Origin of the sequence: Stutzerimonas sp. R40042, from assembly GCF_026642215.1 — a bacterium.
Lineage (GTDB): Bacteria > Pseudomonadota > Gammaproteobacteria > Pseudomonadales > Pseudomonadaceae > Stutzerimonas > Stutzerimonas frequens.
Genome location: NZ_CP113258.1, coordinates 188,151 through 204,195, shown reverse-complemented (window position 1 = coordinate 204,195; position 16,045 = coordinate 188,151). Strand labels below are relative to the sequence as shown.

Genomic DNA, 16,045 nt, shown 5'->3' with positions numbered 1-16,045 from the left:
TCCGTTCCTTTAGCCGGCAAGGCAGTCTTCATCCAGGGCCTGGATAAGTTGTTCTGGCGCTAGTTTCTGGGCGTCTGGTGTCCTGGCTAGCCAGGCCTGGTAGGGGCTGTCGGGGCGCATAGCGAAGTCGTTGCCCCAGCAGGCGCAGCGCTCGAGCCAGATCGCAATGCTCCGCTCGTTGACCAGCCCCCAAGCCTCGGCGTCGAATAGGCGTTGTTCCAGCCATTGGCCTCGTTCCTGTTCGCCAAGCCCTGTGAGAGCTTTTGGGTAATCTGCGACCATCCAGTCGTATAGCCTTTCCTTGAAGCTGCGCCGATAGGCCTGTTCAAGCGCCTGAACCTGATCATCGGCGAGATGGTTGAGCTTGCCTTCCAATCTGGGGCTGTTTGGTTTTGGGCGATAGGACTGCCATTCGACTGCCTGCGAGGGGGCCCAACTGGGCGGGTTCAAGGGTACTAGCCATTCGCTTATGGGTCCCAGGAGGCTTTGATAAGCGGATGGGGGGTAGCTGCTTAGCCAGTAAGCGGTCACCAGTGGATCAGCGAAGCGAAAGAGGCTGTAGCTACCCAGATTGTCCGTGATAGTGATGAGCTGGCTCAGGTGGTCGGCGACATCGTTCAGCGTTGCCGAACTTTGTAGTTTGCTGGCCTGACGCTGAAGAGAGGGGCTGCTTCGCCATTCACTCAGTAAGGATGCATGGCTGTCCAGCCCAACTAGAATTGGACCGAGTTCTTTGACGCCATCCCAGCGGGTGCCGTTGTAGAGAGGAATAACATCAATAGAGTCGCCTGCCCCATAAAGCCATTGCAGAGCGTCCTGACGAAGCACTCCATCCACGAGCAGGAAGTCGCGACTCATGCTTCGGCTTCCTGGTTCGCGCTCTCGCAGATTTCGCACCGTGGCGTCGCTCGTAACAGCGCCTGCCGCTGAGCAGGTTCCAGCAGCACGCCCGCCTTATCCGTATCCGCAGCCTTTACCTTCCCCGGCAATATCGGCGCCGCGCCCGATCCCTTTCCCGGACTTCCACCCGAGTTCATCCTGATCAAAGGCCCGACCATGGTGATGCCGCTGGCATCGAGCTTGATAAAGCTGCCACCAGCCTTGAAGGTCAGCTCGCTGCCGGCTTCGAGCACGACCTTGAGGCCGCTGGAAAGGTGGATTTCATTGCCCGCCTCGATGAATTGCCCGGTGCCGATCTTCAGGTGTTGGCTGTTACCCACGGTGAGGTGGTCGTTGGCGCGGATTTCTGTCTTGCGGTCGGCGTGGGTGGTGCGGTGTTCTTCGGCGCGGAATTCGCTGTAGCTGTTGGCTTCCACCGTGTCGTGGCGTTCGTGGCCGACGCGGATCTTCTGGTCGTGCTCGACGTTCTCGTCCCAGTCGCGCTGGGCGTGGACGTAGATCTGCTCGGCGCCCTTGCGGTCTTCGATGCGCAGTTCGTTGTAGCCACCACCGCCGGGTGAGCTCAGCGTTTTGAACAGCGTGCGGGTCTTGTTGGCTGGCAGGTCGTAGGGGACCTGATGCTCCTTGTGGTATAGGCAGCCGGTCACCAGCGGCTGGTCGGGATCGCCTTCGAGGAAGGTCACCAGCACTTCCATGCCGACCCGCGGGATGGCGATGCCGCCGTAGCGGTCGCCAGCCCAGCTGGAGGAGACGCGCAGCCAGCAGCTGGTCTTGTCATCGGCCTGGCCTTCACGGTCCCAGTGGAACTGGACCTTCACCCGTCCGTACTCGTCGCAGTGGATCTCTTCGCCGGCAGGGCCCGTGACCACGGCGGTCTGGCTGCCGAGCACCTTCGGTTTCGGATGATTCAGTGGCGGGCGAAAGGGGATGTCCCAGGGCGTGGCGCTGAAGTGGTTGCGGTAGCCCTGGATGAAGCCGTCGCCGCTATCGACATGGCTGGTGACCGACTCCTCCAGCACCTGTGGCTGCTTACCTTCATGCAGCACTTCGGTCAGCAGCCAGAGCTGGTTCCAGTCGCTGCGCGGATGTTCGCCGAGCGGGAGGAAATGTCCGCTCACCAGCCTCGGCTGGTCGCTGTCGCCGTCGGCCAGTTCGTAGTCGTGGCGGTGGCGCTCCAGGGCGCGTTGCGACAGGTGCTTGCCGCGGGCGCGCTCGGTGAAGCGGCCGGGGTAATCGTAGTCTTCGAGATCCGGTTGGAAGTCGCTGTGGAACGCGGCTTCCATGGACAGGCGCGGCTTTTCAAAGTCGTAGTCGCGGCGCGTGACCCGGCTGGTACGGGTTTCCAGACGCAGGCCGAAGCGCTTGATCACTGGCTGGTCGGCGACCAGACCGCTGTCCTGCTGATAGGCGGTGGCAGCGAGCTTCGGGAAGACCGTCTGGTCATCGCCGAAGACCAGCACATGACCGGCTGTGCTGTGCTGGAAGTGATAATGGATGCCCTCTTCCTCGCACAGGCGCTGGACGAAGCGCAGGTCGGTTTCGTCGTACTGCACGCAGTACTCGCGCGGCGGGTAGACCACCGGGCCAAGCCCGAAGCGGTAGGCATCGGCCTGGATGCCGTGTTCCTCGAGCACCTGGGCGACGATCTGCGGCACGCTGAGGTGCTGGAAGATGCGCTGGTTGGTGCGATGGGCGAGGTAGGCCAGCTGCGGCACCAGCATGAGGCGGTAGCGGGTCAGGCGCTTGCCGGATTCACCTTGGGCGGCCTGATGTACCAGCCCATGGATGCCGCTGCCATCCGGCGCGAAGGCGAGGAAGGCCGGGCGATGCAGCAGGCGTTCCAGGTCCAGATCAGGGCGCTCGCTGACCAGTTCCAGGTCGAAGTGATAGGGCTGGCTGATGGCCTCGCGGCCTTGGAATTCGAGCACCTTGAATTCGTGCTCGACGCCTTCGAGGGAAAGCGTGAAGTGGGCCTGGTTGGCTGGGGCGAACATCCATGTTCCTCCTGTTCAGTCCATGTATCAGCGCATGGGCGCTTGCGGAGCCCCGTTTAACACAGGCCGTCCGCTCTAGAATGCGTGGTTCGCGCATTCCGGAGCGACGTTGACGGAATCTGTTCAGTGCTTCGCAAAAAAGCGTTCGGCCAGGCGAGCCTGGCCGAAGCGGGACCGCGGCGAATCAGCCGGCGATCGGGGTGCGCCAGTCGTCGGAGCCGGAGGTGCCGGATACCTCGTGGGTCCAGACGATCTTGCGATAGGTGAAGTACACGTCTTCCAGATGGGTGAAGTGGGACATGTTCGGGTCCTGGCAGTTGGGCATGCGCGACTGCACGTCGACGATCACCGCATCTTCCAGTTCGATGGTGAAGTAGTGTTCCTGAGTACCGGTGGACGAGGTGCGATACCACTCCAGACGGCACTTGTTCAGGCGCTCGCCGGAAGTCAGGGCGTTGAAGATCAACGGCGACGACTTGTCGAACACTTTGGTGATCATCAGAGGCTTGTGCACACGCTGGCCAGTCGGCTGACCGGACTGCGGGTCACGCGGGATGATGACCTGATGCTGGAAGGCCTGCACCAGGATCTGGTCCTCATGGCCTTCCTGGAAGATGTTGCCAACCGAGTCCTCGGTGAAGGTGCCGGCAGTGATCAGGCCTTGCTTGGTGCCTTCGAGGGACAGATACGCGGGTGTTGGCATGGGTGCTCTCCTTGTCTGAAATGAGTGCCGGATGGCCATTTCGTAACAACAAGCACCGTGCCAAAAAGAAAAACTCCTTATTTATCAAATAGATAACAGAATCCCTTTACGCAGCCCGAATGGCAGAAGTGATGCTCAGCACAAAAAGCTGTGCAACTTTCTGCGCAGCCAAGGCAGCAACTTGCGCAACGCTACCCAAATCCCGGCAGATCGCGCTGCGAACAGCTTACTCACAAGGTTATCCACAGAGCGCCTGCGCAAGAACCTGCGCAGCACCACTACTGCTGGCGTAGCGTCTTGCCACTTTTCTCCAGGCAAAAAAAACCTCGAACTTCATTGGGGGAGGGGGAAGTTCGAGGTCGAATCCGGACCGCTAGGGCGGGGTCCAGAGATCTGCCAACACTTAACACAACAAGGAGCATCGAAGGGCTTTTACACCCTTCGCATGCTCTGACCGGATGGTTGCGTCGTAAGTTCAACGCGGACGAAAAAAATTTCGTCGACTACCGACATTTTTCGGCAGCCCGGTCAGTGCGCCTCGTCCCAGTTGTTGCCAACCCCCGCCTCGACCAGCAGCGGCACGTCCAGCTGGGCGGCCCCGCTCATCAGCGGGCAGATGGCTTCGCGGACCTGCTCGACCAGGTCTTCGCGCACTTCCAGCACCAGTTCATCGTGGACCTGCAGGATCACCCGGGCATCCAGCCCGCTGTCCTGCAGCCAACCGTCCACGGCGATCATGGCGCGCTTGATGATGTCCGCCGCGGTGCCCTGCATCGGCGCGTTGATCGCGGTGCGCTCGGCGCCCTTGCGCATGGCGCCGTTCTTCGAATTGATCTCCGGCAGGTACAGCCGCCGACCGAACAGCGTCTCGACATAGCCCTGCTCGGCGGCCTGGGTGCGGGTGCGTTCCATGTAGGCGAGCACGCCGGGGTAGCGGGCGAAATAGCGGTCGATGTACTCCTGCGCCTCCTTGCGGCCGACGTCGATCTGCTTGGCCAGGCCGAAGGCGCTCATGCCGTAGATCAGGCCGAAGTTGATGGCCTTGGCGCTGCGGCGCTGGTCGTTGCTGACCTGCTCCAGCGGTACGCCGAACACCTCGGCGGCCGTGGCGCGGTGCACGTCCAGGTCGTTCTGGAACGCGTGCAAGAGGCCGGCATCCTGCGCCAGGTGGGCCATGATGCGCAGCTCGATCTGCGAGTAGTCCGCCGCCAGCAGCTTGTAGCCCGGCGCTGCGACGAAGGCCTGGCGAATGCGCCGCCCCTCGGCGGTGCGGATCGGGATGTTCTGCAGGTTCGGGTCGCTGGAGGACAGCCGGCCGGTGGCGGTCACCGCCTGGTGGTAGCTGGTGTGGATGCGTCCGGTGCGCGGGTTGATCTGCTGCGGCAGCTTGTCGGTGTAGGTGCCCTTGAGCTTGCTCAGGCTGCGGTGCTGCATGATCACCTTGGGCAGCGGGTAATCCTGCTCAGCCAGTTCGGCCAGCACGCTTTCGGCGGTGGACGGCTGGCCACCGGCGGTCTTGGAGATCACCGGGCAGCCGAGCTTGTCGTAGAGGATTGCGCAGAGCTGCTTGGGCGAGCCGAGGTTGAACTCCTCGCCAGCGATGTCGAACGCCTCGCGTTCCAGCTGCACCAGCTTGTCGCCCAGCTCGACGCTCTGCTGGCCAAGCAACTGTGCATCGACCAGGGCGCCGTTGCGCTCGATGCGCGCCAGCACCGGCACCAGCGGCATCTCGATCTCGGTCAGCACCCTGAGCAGCGATGGCGTCTGCTCCAGCTTGCCGAGTAGGGTCTGGTGCAGGCGCAGGGTGACGTCGGCGTCCTCGGCGGCGTACGGGCCGGCCTGTTCGATGGCGATCTGGTCGAAGGTCAGCTGCTTGGCGCCCTTGCCGGCAATGTCCTCGAAGCGGATGGTGCCGCGACCGAGGTACTTGAGCGCCAGGCTGTCCATGTCGTGACGGGTGGCTGTGGCGTCCAGCACGTAGGATTCGAGCATGGTGTCGAACGTCATGCCGCGCATCTCGATGCCGTAGTGCATCAACACGTTCATGTCGTACTTGCCGTGCTGGCAGATCTTGGTCTTGGCCGGATCTTCCAGCAGCGGTTTGAGCGCACCGAGCACGGCATCCAGCTCGAGCTGCTGCGGCACGCCCATGTAGGAATGGCGCAGCGGCACGTAAGCCGCCTGGCCCGCTTCGACGGCAAAGGACACGCCGACCAGCTCGGCGCGCTGCGAATCGAGGCTGGTGGTTTCGGTATCGAAGGCAAAGCATTCGGCCGCCTTCAGACGCGCCAGCCAGCGCTCGAAATCGGCCTGCTCCAGCAGGGTCTCGTACTGGGCCTCGGCCTGGATCGAGCAGCCTTCTGGCTGCACCTCGCAGTTCTCCCCAGCCGCCTTGGCCTCGCGCAGCAGCTCGTCCAGCCACTGCTTGAATTCCAGCTCGCGATAAAGGGCGATCAGCGCCTCACGGTGCGGTTCCCCGGGCATCAGGTCACCGACCTGGACGTCCAGCGGCACGTCGATCTTGATCGTCGCCAGCTCGTAGGACATGAAGGCCGCATCGCGATGCTCCTCCAGCTTGGAGCCCAGTGACTTGGCACCGCGAATCGGCAGCCCGGCAACCTGATCGAGGTTCTCGTAGAGCCCCTTGAGCCCGCCCGGGATGCCGTTGAGCAGGCCACACGCCGTCTTCTCGCCCACTCCTGGCACGCCAGGAATGTTGTCGACCTTGTCGCCCATCAGCGCGAGGAAGTCGATGATCAGTTCCGGGCCGACGCCGAACTTGTTCTTCACGCCCTCGATGTCATAGACGCTGCCGGTCATGGTGTTGACCAGCGTGACATGCGGGCAGACCAGCTGGGCCATGTCCTTGTCGCCGGTGGAGATCACCACATCACGGCCCAGCGCCGCGCATTGCCGCGCCAGGGTGCCGATGACATCGTCGGCCTCGACCCCTTCCACGCACAGCAGCGGCAGCCCCAGTGCACGGACACTGGCATGCAGTGGCTCGACCTGCGAGCGCAGGTCATCCGGCATCGGCGGGCGGTGCGACTTGTAATTCTCGAACAGCGCGTCGCGGAAGGTCGGACCCTTGGCATCGAAAACCACGGCGAACGGGCTGTCCGGATATTGTTTGCGCAGGCTCAGCAACATGTTCAGCACGCCCTTGACCGCGCCGGTCGGCTTGCCAGTAGAGGTGGTCAGCGGAGGCAGGGCATGGAAGGCGCGATAGAGGTAGGACGAACCGTCCACCAGGACGAGGGGGGCTTGGCTCATGAGCGGAATCAACCTTTTCGGCGGGCCCGGAGCTAGAATGCCAAGGACCACTTATCGACAAAGGGACAAGGTTACCATGCGCGCTCTCAAACACCTGATGCTGGCCAGCCTGCTGGCATGCGCCCCTCTGGCCGGCTTCGCCCAGGAGTCGGTCGAAGGTGAGCCGGACGTAACCATCCGTCAGGAAGGCGATCGCACCGTCGAGGAATATCGCGTCAACGGCTTCCTCTACGCCGTGAAAGTCACGCCCAAGCACGGCAAGCCCTACTTCCTGGTGCGGGCGGACGGCAACGACGGCAACTTCGTACGCTCCGACCAGCCGGACATGCTGATCCCCGCGTGGAAGATCTTCAGCTGGTAATCCAGACATCCGCCGGAGGACAACATGTCGGTATTCACGCCCCTGCAACGCGATGAACTGGAGGCCTTTCTGGCGCCCTACCGGCTTGGCCGGCTGCGCGACTTCCAGGGCATCGCCGCAGGCAGCGAGAACAGCAACTTCTTCATCAGCCTGGAGCAGGGCGAATACGTCCTGACCTTGGTCGAGCGCGGCCCGCGCCAGGACCTGCCGTTCTTCATCGAACTGCTCGACGTGCTGCACCGCGCCGGCCTGCCGGTGCCCTATGCGCTGCGCACCGAACAGGGCGAGGCGCTGCGCGAGCTGGCGGAGAAGCCCGCGCTGCTGCAGCCGCGACTGCCCGGCAAGCACGTGGTCGAGCCCAACCCGCACCATTGCGCCGAAGTCGGTCGGCTGCTGGCGCGTCTGCATCTGGCCACCCGCGAACACATCCTTGAACGCGCCAGCGACCGCGGCCTGGACTGGATGCAGGAACAGGGGCCGAGCCTGGCGCTGAGCCTGTCCGAGGACCAGCTGCCGCTTTTGCGCGACGGCCTGGCGGAGATCGCCGAGCTGCGCCCGAAACTCCTCGCCCTGCCACGCGCCAACCTGCACGCCGACCTGTTCCGCGACAACGTGCTGTTCGAAGGCAGCCACCTGACCGGCGTGATCGACTTCTACAACGCCTGCTCCGGGCCGATGCTCTACGACCTGGCGATTGCCGTGAACGACTGGTGCTCGCACCCCAACGGCGAGATCGACGGTGAACGCAGCGAGCCGCTGCTGGCAGCCTACTCCGCGCTGCGCCGCTTCACGCCGGCCGAAGCCGAGCTCTGGCAGCCGATGCTGCGCGTGGCCTGCGTGCGTTTCTGGCTGTCGCGGCTGATCGCGGCGCAGCGTCACGAAGGCAAGACGGACGTGCAGGTGAAAGATCCCGGCGAATTTCATCGGCTGCTGAAAGCACGCCAGCATCCCTCCAGCGCGCTGCCTTTTGCCTTCTAGGCCGCCGGTACCGCGCGGCGAAAGCGTTCAACACCTCGCAAATTTTCCAGCGCAACTTGCGACAGCGCAGGCTTTACCCCAAAGTGCCGGGCGCACAGGATGCGCGCCGGCCTGAGCCGAAATGCGCGACGCCCCCATCATCGAAAGGAATCGATGCATGCCCTCCATCTACCAGCTCAAACCCCGTTTTCAGGCACTACTGCGCCCGCTGGTCCAGCGCCTCCATGACAGCGGCATCACGGCCAATCAGGTCACGCTGGCAGCGCTGGTCGTGTCGCTGGCAGTCGCAGCGGCGGTCGCGCTGCTGATCGAGCATCTCTGGGTCTTTCTGCTGATCCCACTGTGGATGCTGCTGCGCATGGCACTGAACGCCATCGACGGCATGCTGGCGCGGGAATTCGGCCAGCAATCGAAGCTCGGCGCCTACCTCAACGAACTCTGCGATGTGGCCGCCGATGCGGCGCTCTATCTGCCGCTCGCGCTGGTGGCCGGCGTCTGGCCTGCTGCCGTGGTACTGGTGGTGGTGCTCGCAGCGCTCACCGAGTACGCCGGGGTGCTCGGCCCGATGGTGGGCGCATCACGGCGTTACGATGGCCCGATGGGCAAGAGCGACCGGGCCTTCGCCTTCGGCGTGCTGGCCACCGGCGTCGCCCTGGGCCTGTTGCCAGCCGCCTGGATCAACGGCTTGTTGCTGCTGATCGCCGGGCTGTCGATCCTCACGCTGAGCAACCGGGTCAGACAAGGCCTGGCGGAAACCGCATCGGCGCCCGCCGAAGCGGACTGAGCCGCGCCCCGCACCAATAACTTTCTGCCCGACACCGAGGAACATCCCATGCTCGGCGCCCTGCTCGCCTTCGCGATCACTTCCGTTGCACGCCTGCTGACCGGTACGCGCAGCCTCTGGATCGGCTGCGCGCCGCTCAACAGGCAACGCATCTACTTCGCCAACCACAGCAGCCACGGTGATTTCGTGCTGCTCTGGGCATCGCTGCCGCCTGACCTGCGGCGCAGGACCCGCCCCGTCGCCGGCGCCGATTACTGGCAGAGCAGCGCATTGCGCCGCTTCGTCATCCATCGTCTGTTCAATGGCGTGCTGGTGGATCGCGAGCGCAGCGGCCCGCAGTCGAATCCGCTGCAACCGATGCTCGACGCCCTGGCCGCCGGCGATTCACTGATCCTCTTCCCCGAGGGCACGCGCAATCTGGAAGAAGGCCTGCTGCCCTTCAAGAGCGGGCTGTATCGCCTGGGCCTGGCGTGTCCGGACGTGGAGTTGGTGCCAGTGTGGATCGCCAACCTCAATCGGGTGATGCCCAAGGGCCGCAGCTTGCCGCTGCCCCTGCTGTGCAGCGTCAGCTTCGGCGCGCCCATGAGCATCGAAAAGGACGAGGACAAGGACGCGTTTCTGCAGCGCGCTCGCCTGGCTCTGCTAGAACTGGCCCCAAAGGAAGACTGACATGGATCGCAATACCCTGCTGCTGTTCGCCGGTATCGGCGCCCTGCTCGCCCTGGCCTCGCTGATCGGCTTTGTCCTCAAGCGCCGCAGCGGCGGCGAGAGCCCGGTGATCGACAACCTCAATGCGCGCATCAATGCCTGGTGGGTGATGGTTGCGCTGATCGGCATCGCCTTCTGGCTTGGCCACACGGCCGTGGTGATCCTCTTCTACCTGGTGTCGTTCTTCGCGTTGCGCGAATTCATGACGCTGACGCCGACACGCAGCAGCGACTATCCGGCGCTGGTCGCGGCGTTCTATCTGGTGCTGCCGCTGCAATATCTGTTGGTGGCGGTCGGCTGGTACGGCCTGTTCGCCATCTTCATTCCGGTCTACGTGTTCCTGTTGCTGCCCATCCTGGCGTCGCTGGGTGGCGACACCACGCGCTTTCTCGAACGCGCCTCGAAGGTGCAATGGGGCCTGATGATCGCAGTCTTCTGCGTTTCCCACGTCCCTGCCCTGCTCACCCTGGAAATTGCCGACTACGAAGGTCGCAACCTGTTGCTGATTGCCTGGCTGATCATCGTCGTGCAGCTCTCCGACGTGTTGCAGTACGTCTGCGGCAAGTTGGCGGGCAAGCGCAAGATTGCCCCGCGCCTGTCGCCGTCCAAAACCGTCGAAGGCTTCGTTGGCGGGATATTCCTCGCGACGCTGATCGGCGCGGCGCTGTTCTGGATCACCCCGTTTGCCTGGTGGCAGGCGGCCCTCATGGCTCTGCTGCTGAACCTGCTGGGCTTCTTCGGCGGCCTGGTGATGTCGGCGATCAAGCGCGACCGTGGCGTCAAGGACTGGGGGCACATGATCGAGGGCCATGGCGGCATGCTCGACCGGCTGGATTCGGTCTGCTTCGCCGCGCCGATCTTCTTCCACCTGGTGCGCTACGGCTGGACCTGAGCTACTACGAACGACGCACAGCAGGGCGAACCGCCGCCCACCGGGAAGGTCGAACCAGGACCACGGACCAGCGGGCGGCGCTGCTGCTCGCACGGTGAACGCGGATCGCCACCGCTGCCATGTCCTCGCGTTAAGATGTCGTCACATACGCTGTCGCCAGCACGCTGGGCCAACCCCTGCTGCCGGCGATCACGCAGCCGCCGTTTCGATGCATCAGCTCCTCGATGGCGTGGCCATCGCATTCAGGAACCATCAATGACCCAACCCCTCGTAATCAATGCCTCGGTGAGCCCCAAAGGCAGTCTGGAAACGCTTTCCCAGCGCGAAGTGCAGCAACTGAGCGAAGTCGGCTCCGGCAGTACCCACAAGCTGTTCCGCCAGTGCGCGCTGGCCATCCTCAACACCGGCACCCGCATCGATAACGCCAAGACCATCCTCGAGGCGTACGAAGACTTCGAGGTGCGCATCCTGCAACAGGACCGCGGCGTGCGCCTGGAGCTGTTCAACGCACCGGCCGATGCCTTCGTCGACGGCGAGATGATCGCCAGCACCCGCGAGATGCTGTTCAGCGCCCTGCGCGACATCGTCTATACCGAAAGCGAACTGAGCAACGCACGCATCGATCTGGACAGCTCGCAAGGCATCACCGACTACGTGTTCCACCTGCTGCGCAACGCCCGCACGCTGCGCCCAGGCGTCGAGCCGAGCATGGTGGTGTGCTGGGGCGGTCACTCGATCAGTACCGAGGAGTACAAGTACAGCAAGCGCGTCGGACACGAGCTGGGCCTGCGCAGCCTGGATGTCTGTACCGGCTGCGGCCCCGGCGTGATGAAGGGGCCGATGAAGGGCGCCACCATCGGCCACGCCAAGCAGCGCCGCGTTGGCAGCCGCTACCTGGGCCTGACCGAGCCGGGCATCATCGCCGCCGAGGCGCCAAACCCGATCGTCAACGAGCTGGTGATCCTGCCGGACATTGAGAAGCGCCTGGAGGCATTCGTGCGGGTCGGCCACGGCATCATCATCTTCCCCGGCGGCGTCGGTACCGCCGAGGAATTCCTCTACCTGCTCGGTATCCTGCTGCATCCGGACAATCGCGACGTGCCCTTCCCGGTGATTCTCACCGGACCGAGCGATGCGGCGGACTACCTGCAACAGCTGCATGACTTCGTTGGCGCCACCCTCGGTGAGGAAGCGCAGAAGCGCTACCAGATCATTTTCAACGACCCCGCCGAAGTGGCGCGGCAGATGACCGAAGGCCTGCGCGAAGTACGACGCTTCCGCCGCGAGCGCAATGATGCGTTCCATTTCAACTGGCTGCTGAAGATCGAGGAAGGCTTCCAACGACCCTTCGACCCCACCCACGAGGCGATGGCCAACCTGCCGCTGCGCCGCGACCTGCCGGCCCATGAGCTGGCCGCGAATCTGCGCCGGGCCTTCTCCGGGATCGTCGCCGGCAACGTCAAGGACAAGGGTATCCGCCGCATCGAGCAATACGGCCGTTACGAGATCCACGGCGACGCGTCGATCATGCAGCCGCTGGACAAGCTGTTGCAGGCCTTCGTCGAGCAGCACCGCATGAAGCTGCCGGGAGGCGTGCCGTACACGCCCTGCTATCGCGTGGTGACCTGAGCGCGCTTCGCCTCGCACCAACGAAAAAGGCCCGCGGCATCAGCCCGGGCCTTTTTTCATCCGATCGCGTGAGCGGTCAGCCACATTTGGAGTTGCCGCAGTTCAGGCAGGTGGCGCAGCCATCCATCTGCACCACGGCCTGGGTGTTGCACTTGTTGCACAGCTGCGCGCCGGCCGGAAAGCCTTCACCCGGCTCGACCGCCACCGCGCCCTGGCTGGCCTCGTAGGCGGCGCGCTTCTCGGCCAGGTACTTGAGCTGGGTTTCGTCCAGCGCATGGCCTTCGAGCATGCCGATGGCGATCAGATGGCGCTCCAGCACCGCACCGATCTCGGCCACGATCGACGGCATGTAGACGCCGCCCTTCTTCAGGTAGCCGCCACGCGGGTCGAACACCGCCTTGAGCTCCTCGACGAGAAAGGTGCAGTCGCCGCCTTTGCGGAACACCGCGGACATGATCCGGGTGAGCGCGACGATCCACTGGAAGTGGTCCATGTTCTTGGAATTGATGAAGATCTCGAACGGGCGGCGCTGCTCATGCGGCGTGCCGGCGTTGAGCACGATGTCGTTCACGGTGACGTACAGCGCATGTTCGAACAGCGGCGACTTGATCTTGTAGGTCATGCCGATCAGGGTTTCCGGGCGCTGCAGGCTCTCGTCCATCTCCACCACGTTGACGGCCTTGCTCGCCGTGCCGTCGCTAGCGCTGGCCGCAGTCGCGGGGCGCTCGAGGGTCTCGTCGACGACCTTGAAGCCCTTGATGCGCTGGGTGATCTTTACGGTCATTGTGCAATCTCTCCTGCCGGGCGGCGCTCGCGGCCCGGCGTCCAAACGGTTGGCGGGCCGGCTTCAGTACTTGCCGTAGTAGCCTTCTTTGAGGGCGTCGAACAGGTTGGCGGCGGTGTTCACCTCGCCGTCATATTCGACCTCCTGGTTGCCCTTGAGCTCGACCACGCTGCCGTCCTCCAGAGTGAAGCGGTACAGGGTCTTTTCCAGGTCGGCTTCCTTGACCAGCACGCCCTGGAAGGCTGCCGGGTTGAAGCGGAAGGTGGTGCAGCCCTTGAGGCCCTGGCGCCAGGCGTAGCGGTAGATGTCCTTGAACGCTTCGAACGGGTAGTCGGTTGGCACGTTGGCGGTCTTGGAGATCGACGAGTCGACCCATTTCTGCGCGGCGGCCTGGATGTCGACGTGCTGGGTCGGGCTGACGTCATCGGCGGTGATGAAATAGTCCGGCAGCTTCTCGCCCGGCTCGTCGGATCCCGGCTTGGCGCGCTCATTGATCAGCGTGCGATAGGCCAGCAGCTCGTAGCTGAACACCTCGATCTTCTCCTTGGCCTTGCGGCCCGGGCGGATCAGGTTGCGTGAGTAGTGATGGGCGAAACTTGGCTCGATGCCGTTGGAGGCGTTGTTGGCCAGGCTCAGGCTGATGGTGCCGGTGGGCGCGATGGAGCTGTGATGGGTGAAGCGCGCGCCCTGCTCGGCCAGCGCCTCGATCAGATCGGGCGCGTATTCAGCGATCTTCTGCATGTAGCGCGAGTACTTGGCATGCAGCACGCGACCGGCGATCTGGTCGCCGACCTTGTAGCCGTCCTTGGACATCTCCGGACGCTTGCGCAGCATCTCGGCGGTAACGTCGAAGGTCTGGCTCAGCAACGGTGCCGCGCCCTTCTCCTTGGACAGCTCCAGCGCCTGCTCCCAGCCGACCAGCGCCATCTCACGGGCGACTTCCTCGGTGAACACGCAGGCTTCCGGGCTGCCATAGCGCAGCTTGAGCAGCGTCAGCGTCGAGCCGAGGCCGAGGAAACCCATGCCGTGACGGCGCTTGCTCTCGATCTCGTGACGCTGCTGTTCCAGCGGCAGGCCGTTGATCTCGACCACGTTGTCGAGCATGCGGGTGAAGACGCGCACCACCTCGCGGTACTTGTCCCAGTCGAAGCGCGCTTCGGCGCCGAAGGGATCGATGACGAAGTGGGTCAGGTTGATCGAGCCCAGCAGGCACGACCCGTACGGCGGCAGCGGCTGCTCCCCACAGGGGTTGGTTGCGCGGATAGCCTCGCACCACCAGTTGTTGTTCAGCTGGTTGACCCGGTCGATGAGGATGAAGCCCGGCTCGGCGTAGTCATAGGTGGAGACCATGATCATGTCCCACAGATGCCGCGCCTTGACCCGCCCGTAGATCTTGCAGGCCACCAGGCCATCGTCGCGCACGATGTAGCCGTCGTGCACCGGCCACTCGCGCCAGACCACCTGGGCATCGTCGGCCAGATCCAGCTCGGCGGCTTCCTTGGCATGCACCGGGAAGATCAGCGGCCATTCGCCGTCGGCCTCGACGGTCTGCATGAACTCGTCGGTGATCAGCAGGCTCAGGTTGAACTGACGCAGGCGGCCGTCCTCGCGCTTGGCGCGGATGAACTCGCGCACGTCCGGATGGCCGACATCGAAGGTGCCCATCTGCGCGCCGCGGCGGCCGCCGGCCGAACTCACGGTGAAGCACATCTTGTCGAAGATATCCATGAACGACAGCGGGCCGCTGGTGTGCGCGCCGGCGCCGGAAACGAACGAGCCGCGCGGACGCAGGGTGCTGAACTCGTAGCCGATGCCGCAGCCGGCCTTGAGCGTCAGCCCGGCCTCGTGGACCTTGCCGAGGATGTCATCCATCGAGTCGGTGATCGAGCCGGAAACGGTGCAGTTGATGGTCGAGGTGGCCGGCTTGTAGTCCTGCGCGCCGGCGTTGGAAATGATCCGCCCGGCCGGGATGGCGCCATTGCGCAGCGCCCAGAGGAAGCGCTCGTACCAGTGCTCGCGCTGCTTGGCCGGTTCGACGTCGGCCAGGGCACGGGCGACTCGCTGCCAGGTGTCATCGACGCTCTGGTCGATGGGCGTGCCGTCCTTGCTGCTCAGGCGGTATTTCTGCGACCAGATGTCCTCGGAAGCCGCCTGCAGGGCGATGCTGGAAGTGCTCTTGCTGTCTGCCGCGATGGGCCCGTCCGTCTTCGCCATGCGCTGCGCATCCTCGTGCCGAAAGTGGGAGAAAAGGAAAGCTCGTACGATAGCGAATTTCCGTGGGGAGCATATGACTCTTGTCAAATTACCCGGAGCGCTGACGAACGATGCGCGATGTCCGGCCCAGAAACGAAAAAACCCGCCGAATGGCGGGTTTTTCCTTCAAGGGGCCGATCAATTACTTGATCTTGGCTTCCTTGTAGATCACGTGCTTGCGAACGACCGGATCGAATTTCTTGATTTCGATCTTGTCGGGGGTGGTGCGCTTGTTCTTGTCGGTGGTGTAGAAGTGGCCGGTACCGGCGCTGGACACCAAACGGATCAGGTCACGCATGATTGCTCTCCTTAAACCTTTTCGCCGCGGGCGCGCAGCTCGGCCAGAACGACGTCGATGCCACGCTTGTCGATGATGCGCATGCCTTTGGCACTCAGGCGCAGACGCACGAAGCGGTTCTCAGACTCGACCCAGAAGCGATGATGCTGCAGGTTCGGCAGGAAACGACGACGGGTTTTGTTGTTTGCGTGGGAAATGTTGTTCCCGGTTACCGGACCCTTACCGGTAACTTGACAGACTCTCGACATGCCTCAGCCCTCTAAAACCACATGCCCAACCCGGCATGGGTTGGCCGCTTGAATTCACTTGTCAGTTCGGCGCTCAGCGCCACGATTCATGGGGGTCTTACCGGCCACGCTGCGAGCGAAGATACCGGGCCCCTAGAAAAGAGCGCTGCTTTATATCAGAAAGCCCCCTGAGCAACAAGCGCGGATTGTTTTTTCCGCCCGGCTGCGCTGGGCTCTCGACGCCCGTCGACAGGCTTGTGG

General features: G+C 63.7%; 14 protein-coding genes. 6 read left to right on the top strand and 8 right to left on the bottom strand.

Annotated elements, in window-relative coordinates; genetic code table 11:
- Positions 1–9: 9 nt before the first annotated feature.
- From OUY36_RS00870 to polA, 4 genes are all read right to left on the bottom strand, one after another.
- A complete protein-coding gene (locus tag OUY36_RS00870; RefSeq protein ID WP_267936270.1) occupies positions 10–858 on the bottom strand; it encodes a DUF4123 domain-containing protein in 849 nt (282 codons plus the stop codon).
- Positions 855–2,894: a type VI secretion system Vgr family protein gene (gene tssI / locus OUY36_RS00865; RefSeq protein ID WP_267936269.1), complete on the bottom strand. Its 2,040-nt coding sequence runs from the start codon at positions 2,892–2,894 to the stop codon at positions 855–857. The genes OUY36_RS00870 and tssI overlap by 4 nt, the downstream gene beginning before the upstream one ends.
- Before the next feature lie 184 nt (positions 2,895–3,078).
- Positions 3,079–3,597, bottom strand: coding sequence for an Hcp family type VI secretion system effector (locus OUY36_RS00860; RefSeq protein WP_003286458.1), 519 nt, complete (start codon positions 3,595–3,597; stop codon positions 3,079–3,081).
- Between the two features lie 528 nt (positions 3,598–4,125).
- Entirely contained in the window at positions 4,126–6,870 is a 2,745-nt protein-coding gene (polA, locus tag OUY36_RS00855) for a DNA polymerase I (protein ID WP_267936267.1), read from the bottom strand.
- Between the two features lie 76 nt (positions 6,871–6,946).
- Between polA and OUY36_RS00850 the strand changes: the two genes are divergently transcribed.
- The 6 genes from OUY36_RS00850 (at position 6,947) to ppnN (ending at position 12,222) form a co-directional block, all read left to right on the top strand.
- On the top strand, positions 6,947–7,231 hold the full coding sequence (locus tag OUY36_RS00850; RefSeq protein ID WP_013981312.1) for a DUF2782 domain-containing protein: 285 nt from the start codon (positions 6,947–6,949) through the stop codon (positions 7,229–7,231).
- Positions 7,232–7,255: 24 nt separating this feature from the next.
- On the top strand, positions 7,256–8,209 hold the full coding sequence (locus OUY36_RS00845) for a homoserine kinase (RefSeq protein WP_267936264.1): 954 nt from the start codon (positions 7,256–7,258) through the stop codon (positions 8,207–8,209).
- Positions 8,210–8,366: 157 nt separating this feature from the next.
- Positions 8,367–8,993, top strand: coding sequence for a CDP-alcohol phosphatidyltransferase family protein (locus OUY36_RS00840; RefSeq protein WP_063541777.1), 627 nt, complete (start codon positions 8,367–8,369; stop codon positions 8,991–8,993).
- 48 nt (positions 8,994–9,041) lie between these two features.
- Positions 9,042–9,662 carry a lysophospholipid acyltransferase family protein gene (locus OUY36_RS00835; RefSeq protein WP_063541779.1) on the top strand — a complete coding sequence of 207 codons (621 nt, stop codon included), beginning with the start codon at positions 9,042–9,044 and terminating at the stop codon, positions 9,660–9,662.
- Position 9,663: 1 nt separating this feature from the next.
- Positions 9,664–10,593: a phosphatidate cytidylyltransferase gene (locus tag OUY36_RS00830; RefSeq protein WP_152480612.1), complete on the top strand. Its 930-nt coding sequence runs from the start codon at positions 9,664–9,666 to the stop codon at positions 10,591–10,593.
- A 255-nt stretch (positions 10,594–10,848) separates the two neighbouring features.
- Positions 10,849–12,222, top strand: a complete 1,374-nt coding sequence (gene ppnN, locus OUY36_RS00825; protein ID WP_063541783.1) for a nucleotide 5'-monophosphate nucleosidase PpnN — start codon at positions 10,849–10,851, stop codon at positions 12,220–12,222.
- 76 nt (positions 12,223–12,298) lie between these two features.
- Here ppnN and OUY36_RS00820 read toward each other — a convergent pair whose 3' ends face one another.
- The 4 genes from OUY36_RS00820 to rpmB all read right to left on the bottom strand — a co-directional run bounded on the left by OUY36_RS00820 (position 12,299) and on the right by rpmB (position 15,805).
- Entirely contained in the window at positions 12,299–13,006 is a 708-nt protein-coding gene (locus OUY36_RS00820) for a TSCPD domain-containing protein (protein WP_063541785.1), read from the bottom strand.
- Between the two features lie 63 nt (positions 13,007–13,069).
- Positions 13,070–15,220, bottom strand: coding sequence for an adenosylcobalamin-dependent ribonucleoside-diphosphate reductase (locus tag OUY36_RS00815; protein ID WP_267936258.1), 2,151 nt, complete (start codon positions 15,218–15,220; stop codon positions 13,070–13,072).
- 181 nt (positions 15,221–15,401) lie between these two features.
- Complete coding sequence (rpmG, locus tag OUY36_RS00810) at positions 15,402–15,557, bottom strand: 50S ribosomal protein L33 (RefSeq protein WP_003284185.1); 156 nt, start codon at positions 15,555–15,557, stop codon at positions 15,402–15,404.
- Between the two features lie 11 nt (positions 15,558–15,568).
- The gene (gene rpmB / locus OUY36_RS00805; RefSeq protein WP_102839211.1) at positions 15,569–15,805 is read right to left on the bottom strand and encodes a 50S ribosomal protein L28; all 237 of its coding nucleotides are present in this window, start codon (positions 15,803–15,805) and stop codon (positions 15,569–15,571) included.
- Positions 15,806–16,045 lie beyond the last annotated feature (240 nt).

Excerpts from the sequence above, each read along its gene's own strand:
- OUY36_RS00870 (WP_267936270.1), bottom strand. The coding sequence starts at position 858 with ATGAGTCGCGACTTCCTGCTCGTGGATGGAGTGCTTCGTCAGGACGCT.
- tssI (WP_267936269.1), bottom strand. The coding sequence starts at position 2,894 with ATGTTCGCCCCAGCCAACCAGGCCCACTTCACGCTTTCCCTCGAAGGC.
- OUY36_RS00860 (WP_003286458.1), bottom strand. The coding sequence starts at position 3,597 with ATGCCAACACCCGCGTATCTGTCCCTCGAAGGCACCAAGCAAGGCCTG.
- polA (WP_267936267.1), bottom strand. The coding sequence starts at position 6,870 with ATGAGCCAAGCCCCCCTCGTCCTGGTGGACGGTTCGTCCTACCTCTAT.
- OUY36_RS00850 (WP_013981312.1), top strand. The coding sequence starts at position 6,947 with ATGCGCGCTCTCAAACACCTGATGCTGGCCAGCCTGCTGGCATGCGCC.
- OUY36_RS00845 (WP_267936264.1), top strand. The coding sequence starts at position 7,256 with ATGTCGGTATTCACGCCCCTGCAACGCGATGAACTGGAGGCCTTTCTG.
- OUY36_RS00840 (WP_063541777.1), top strand. The coding sequence starts at position 8,367 with ATGCCCTCCATCTACCAGCTCAAACCCCGTTTTCAGGCACTACTGCGC.
- OUY36_RS00835 (WP_063541779.1), top strand. The coding sequence starts at position 9,042 with ATGCTCGGCGCCCTGCTCGCCTTCGCGATCACTTCCGTTGCACGCCTG.
- OUY36_RS00830 (WP_152480612.1), top strand. The coding sequence starts at position 9,664 with ATGGATCGCAATACCCTGCTGCTGTTCGCCGGTATCGGCGCCCTGCTC.
- ppnN (WP_063541783.1), top strand. The coding sequence starts at position 10,849 with ATGACCCAACCCCTCGTAATCAATGCCTCGGTGAGCCCCAAAGGCAGT.
- OUY36_RS00820 (WP_063541785.1), bottom strand. The coding sequence starts at position 13,006 with ATGACCGTAAAGATCACCCAGCGCATCAAGGGCTTCAAGGTCGTCGAC.
- OUY36_RS00815 (WP_267936258.1), bottom strand. The coding sequence starts at position 15,220 with ATGGCGAAGACGGACGGGCCCATCGCGGCAGACAGCAAGAGCACTTCC.
- rpmG (WP_003284185.1), bottom strand. The coding sequence starts at position 15,557 with ATGCGTGACCTGATCCGTTTGGTGTCCAGCGCCGGTACCGGCCACTTC.
- rpmB (WP_102839211.1), bottom strand. The coding sequence starts at position 15,805 with ATGTCGAGAGTCTGTCAAGTTACCGGTAAGGGTCCGGTAACCGGGAAC.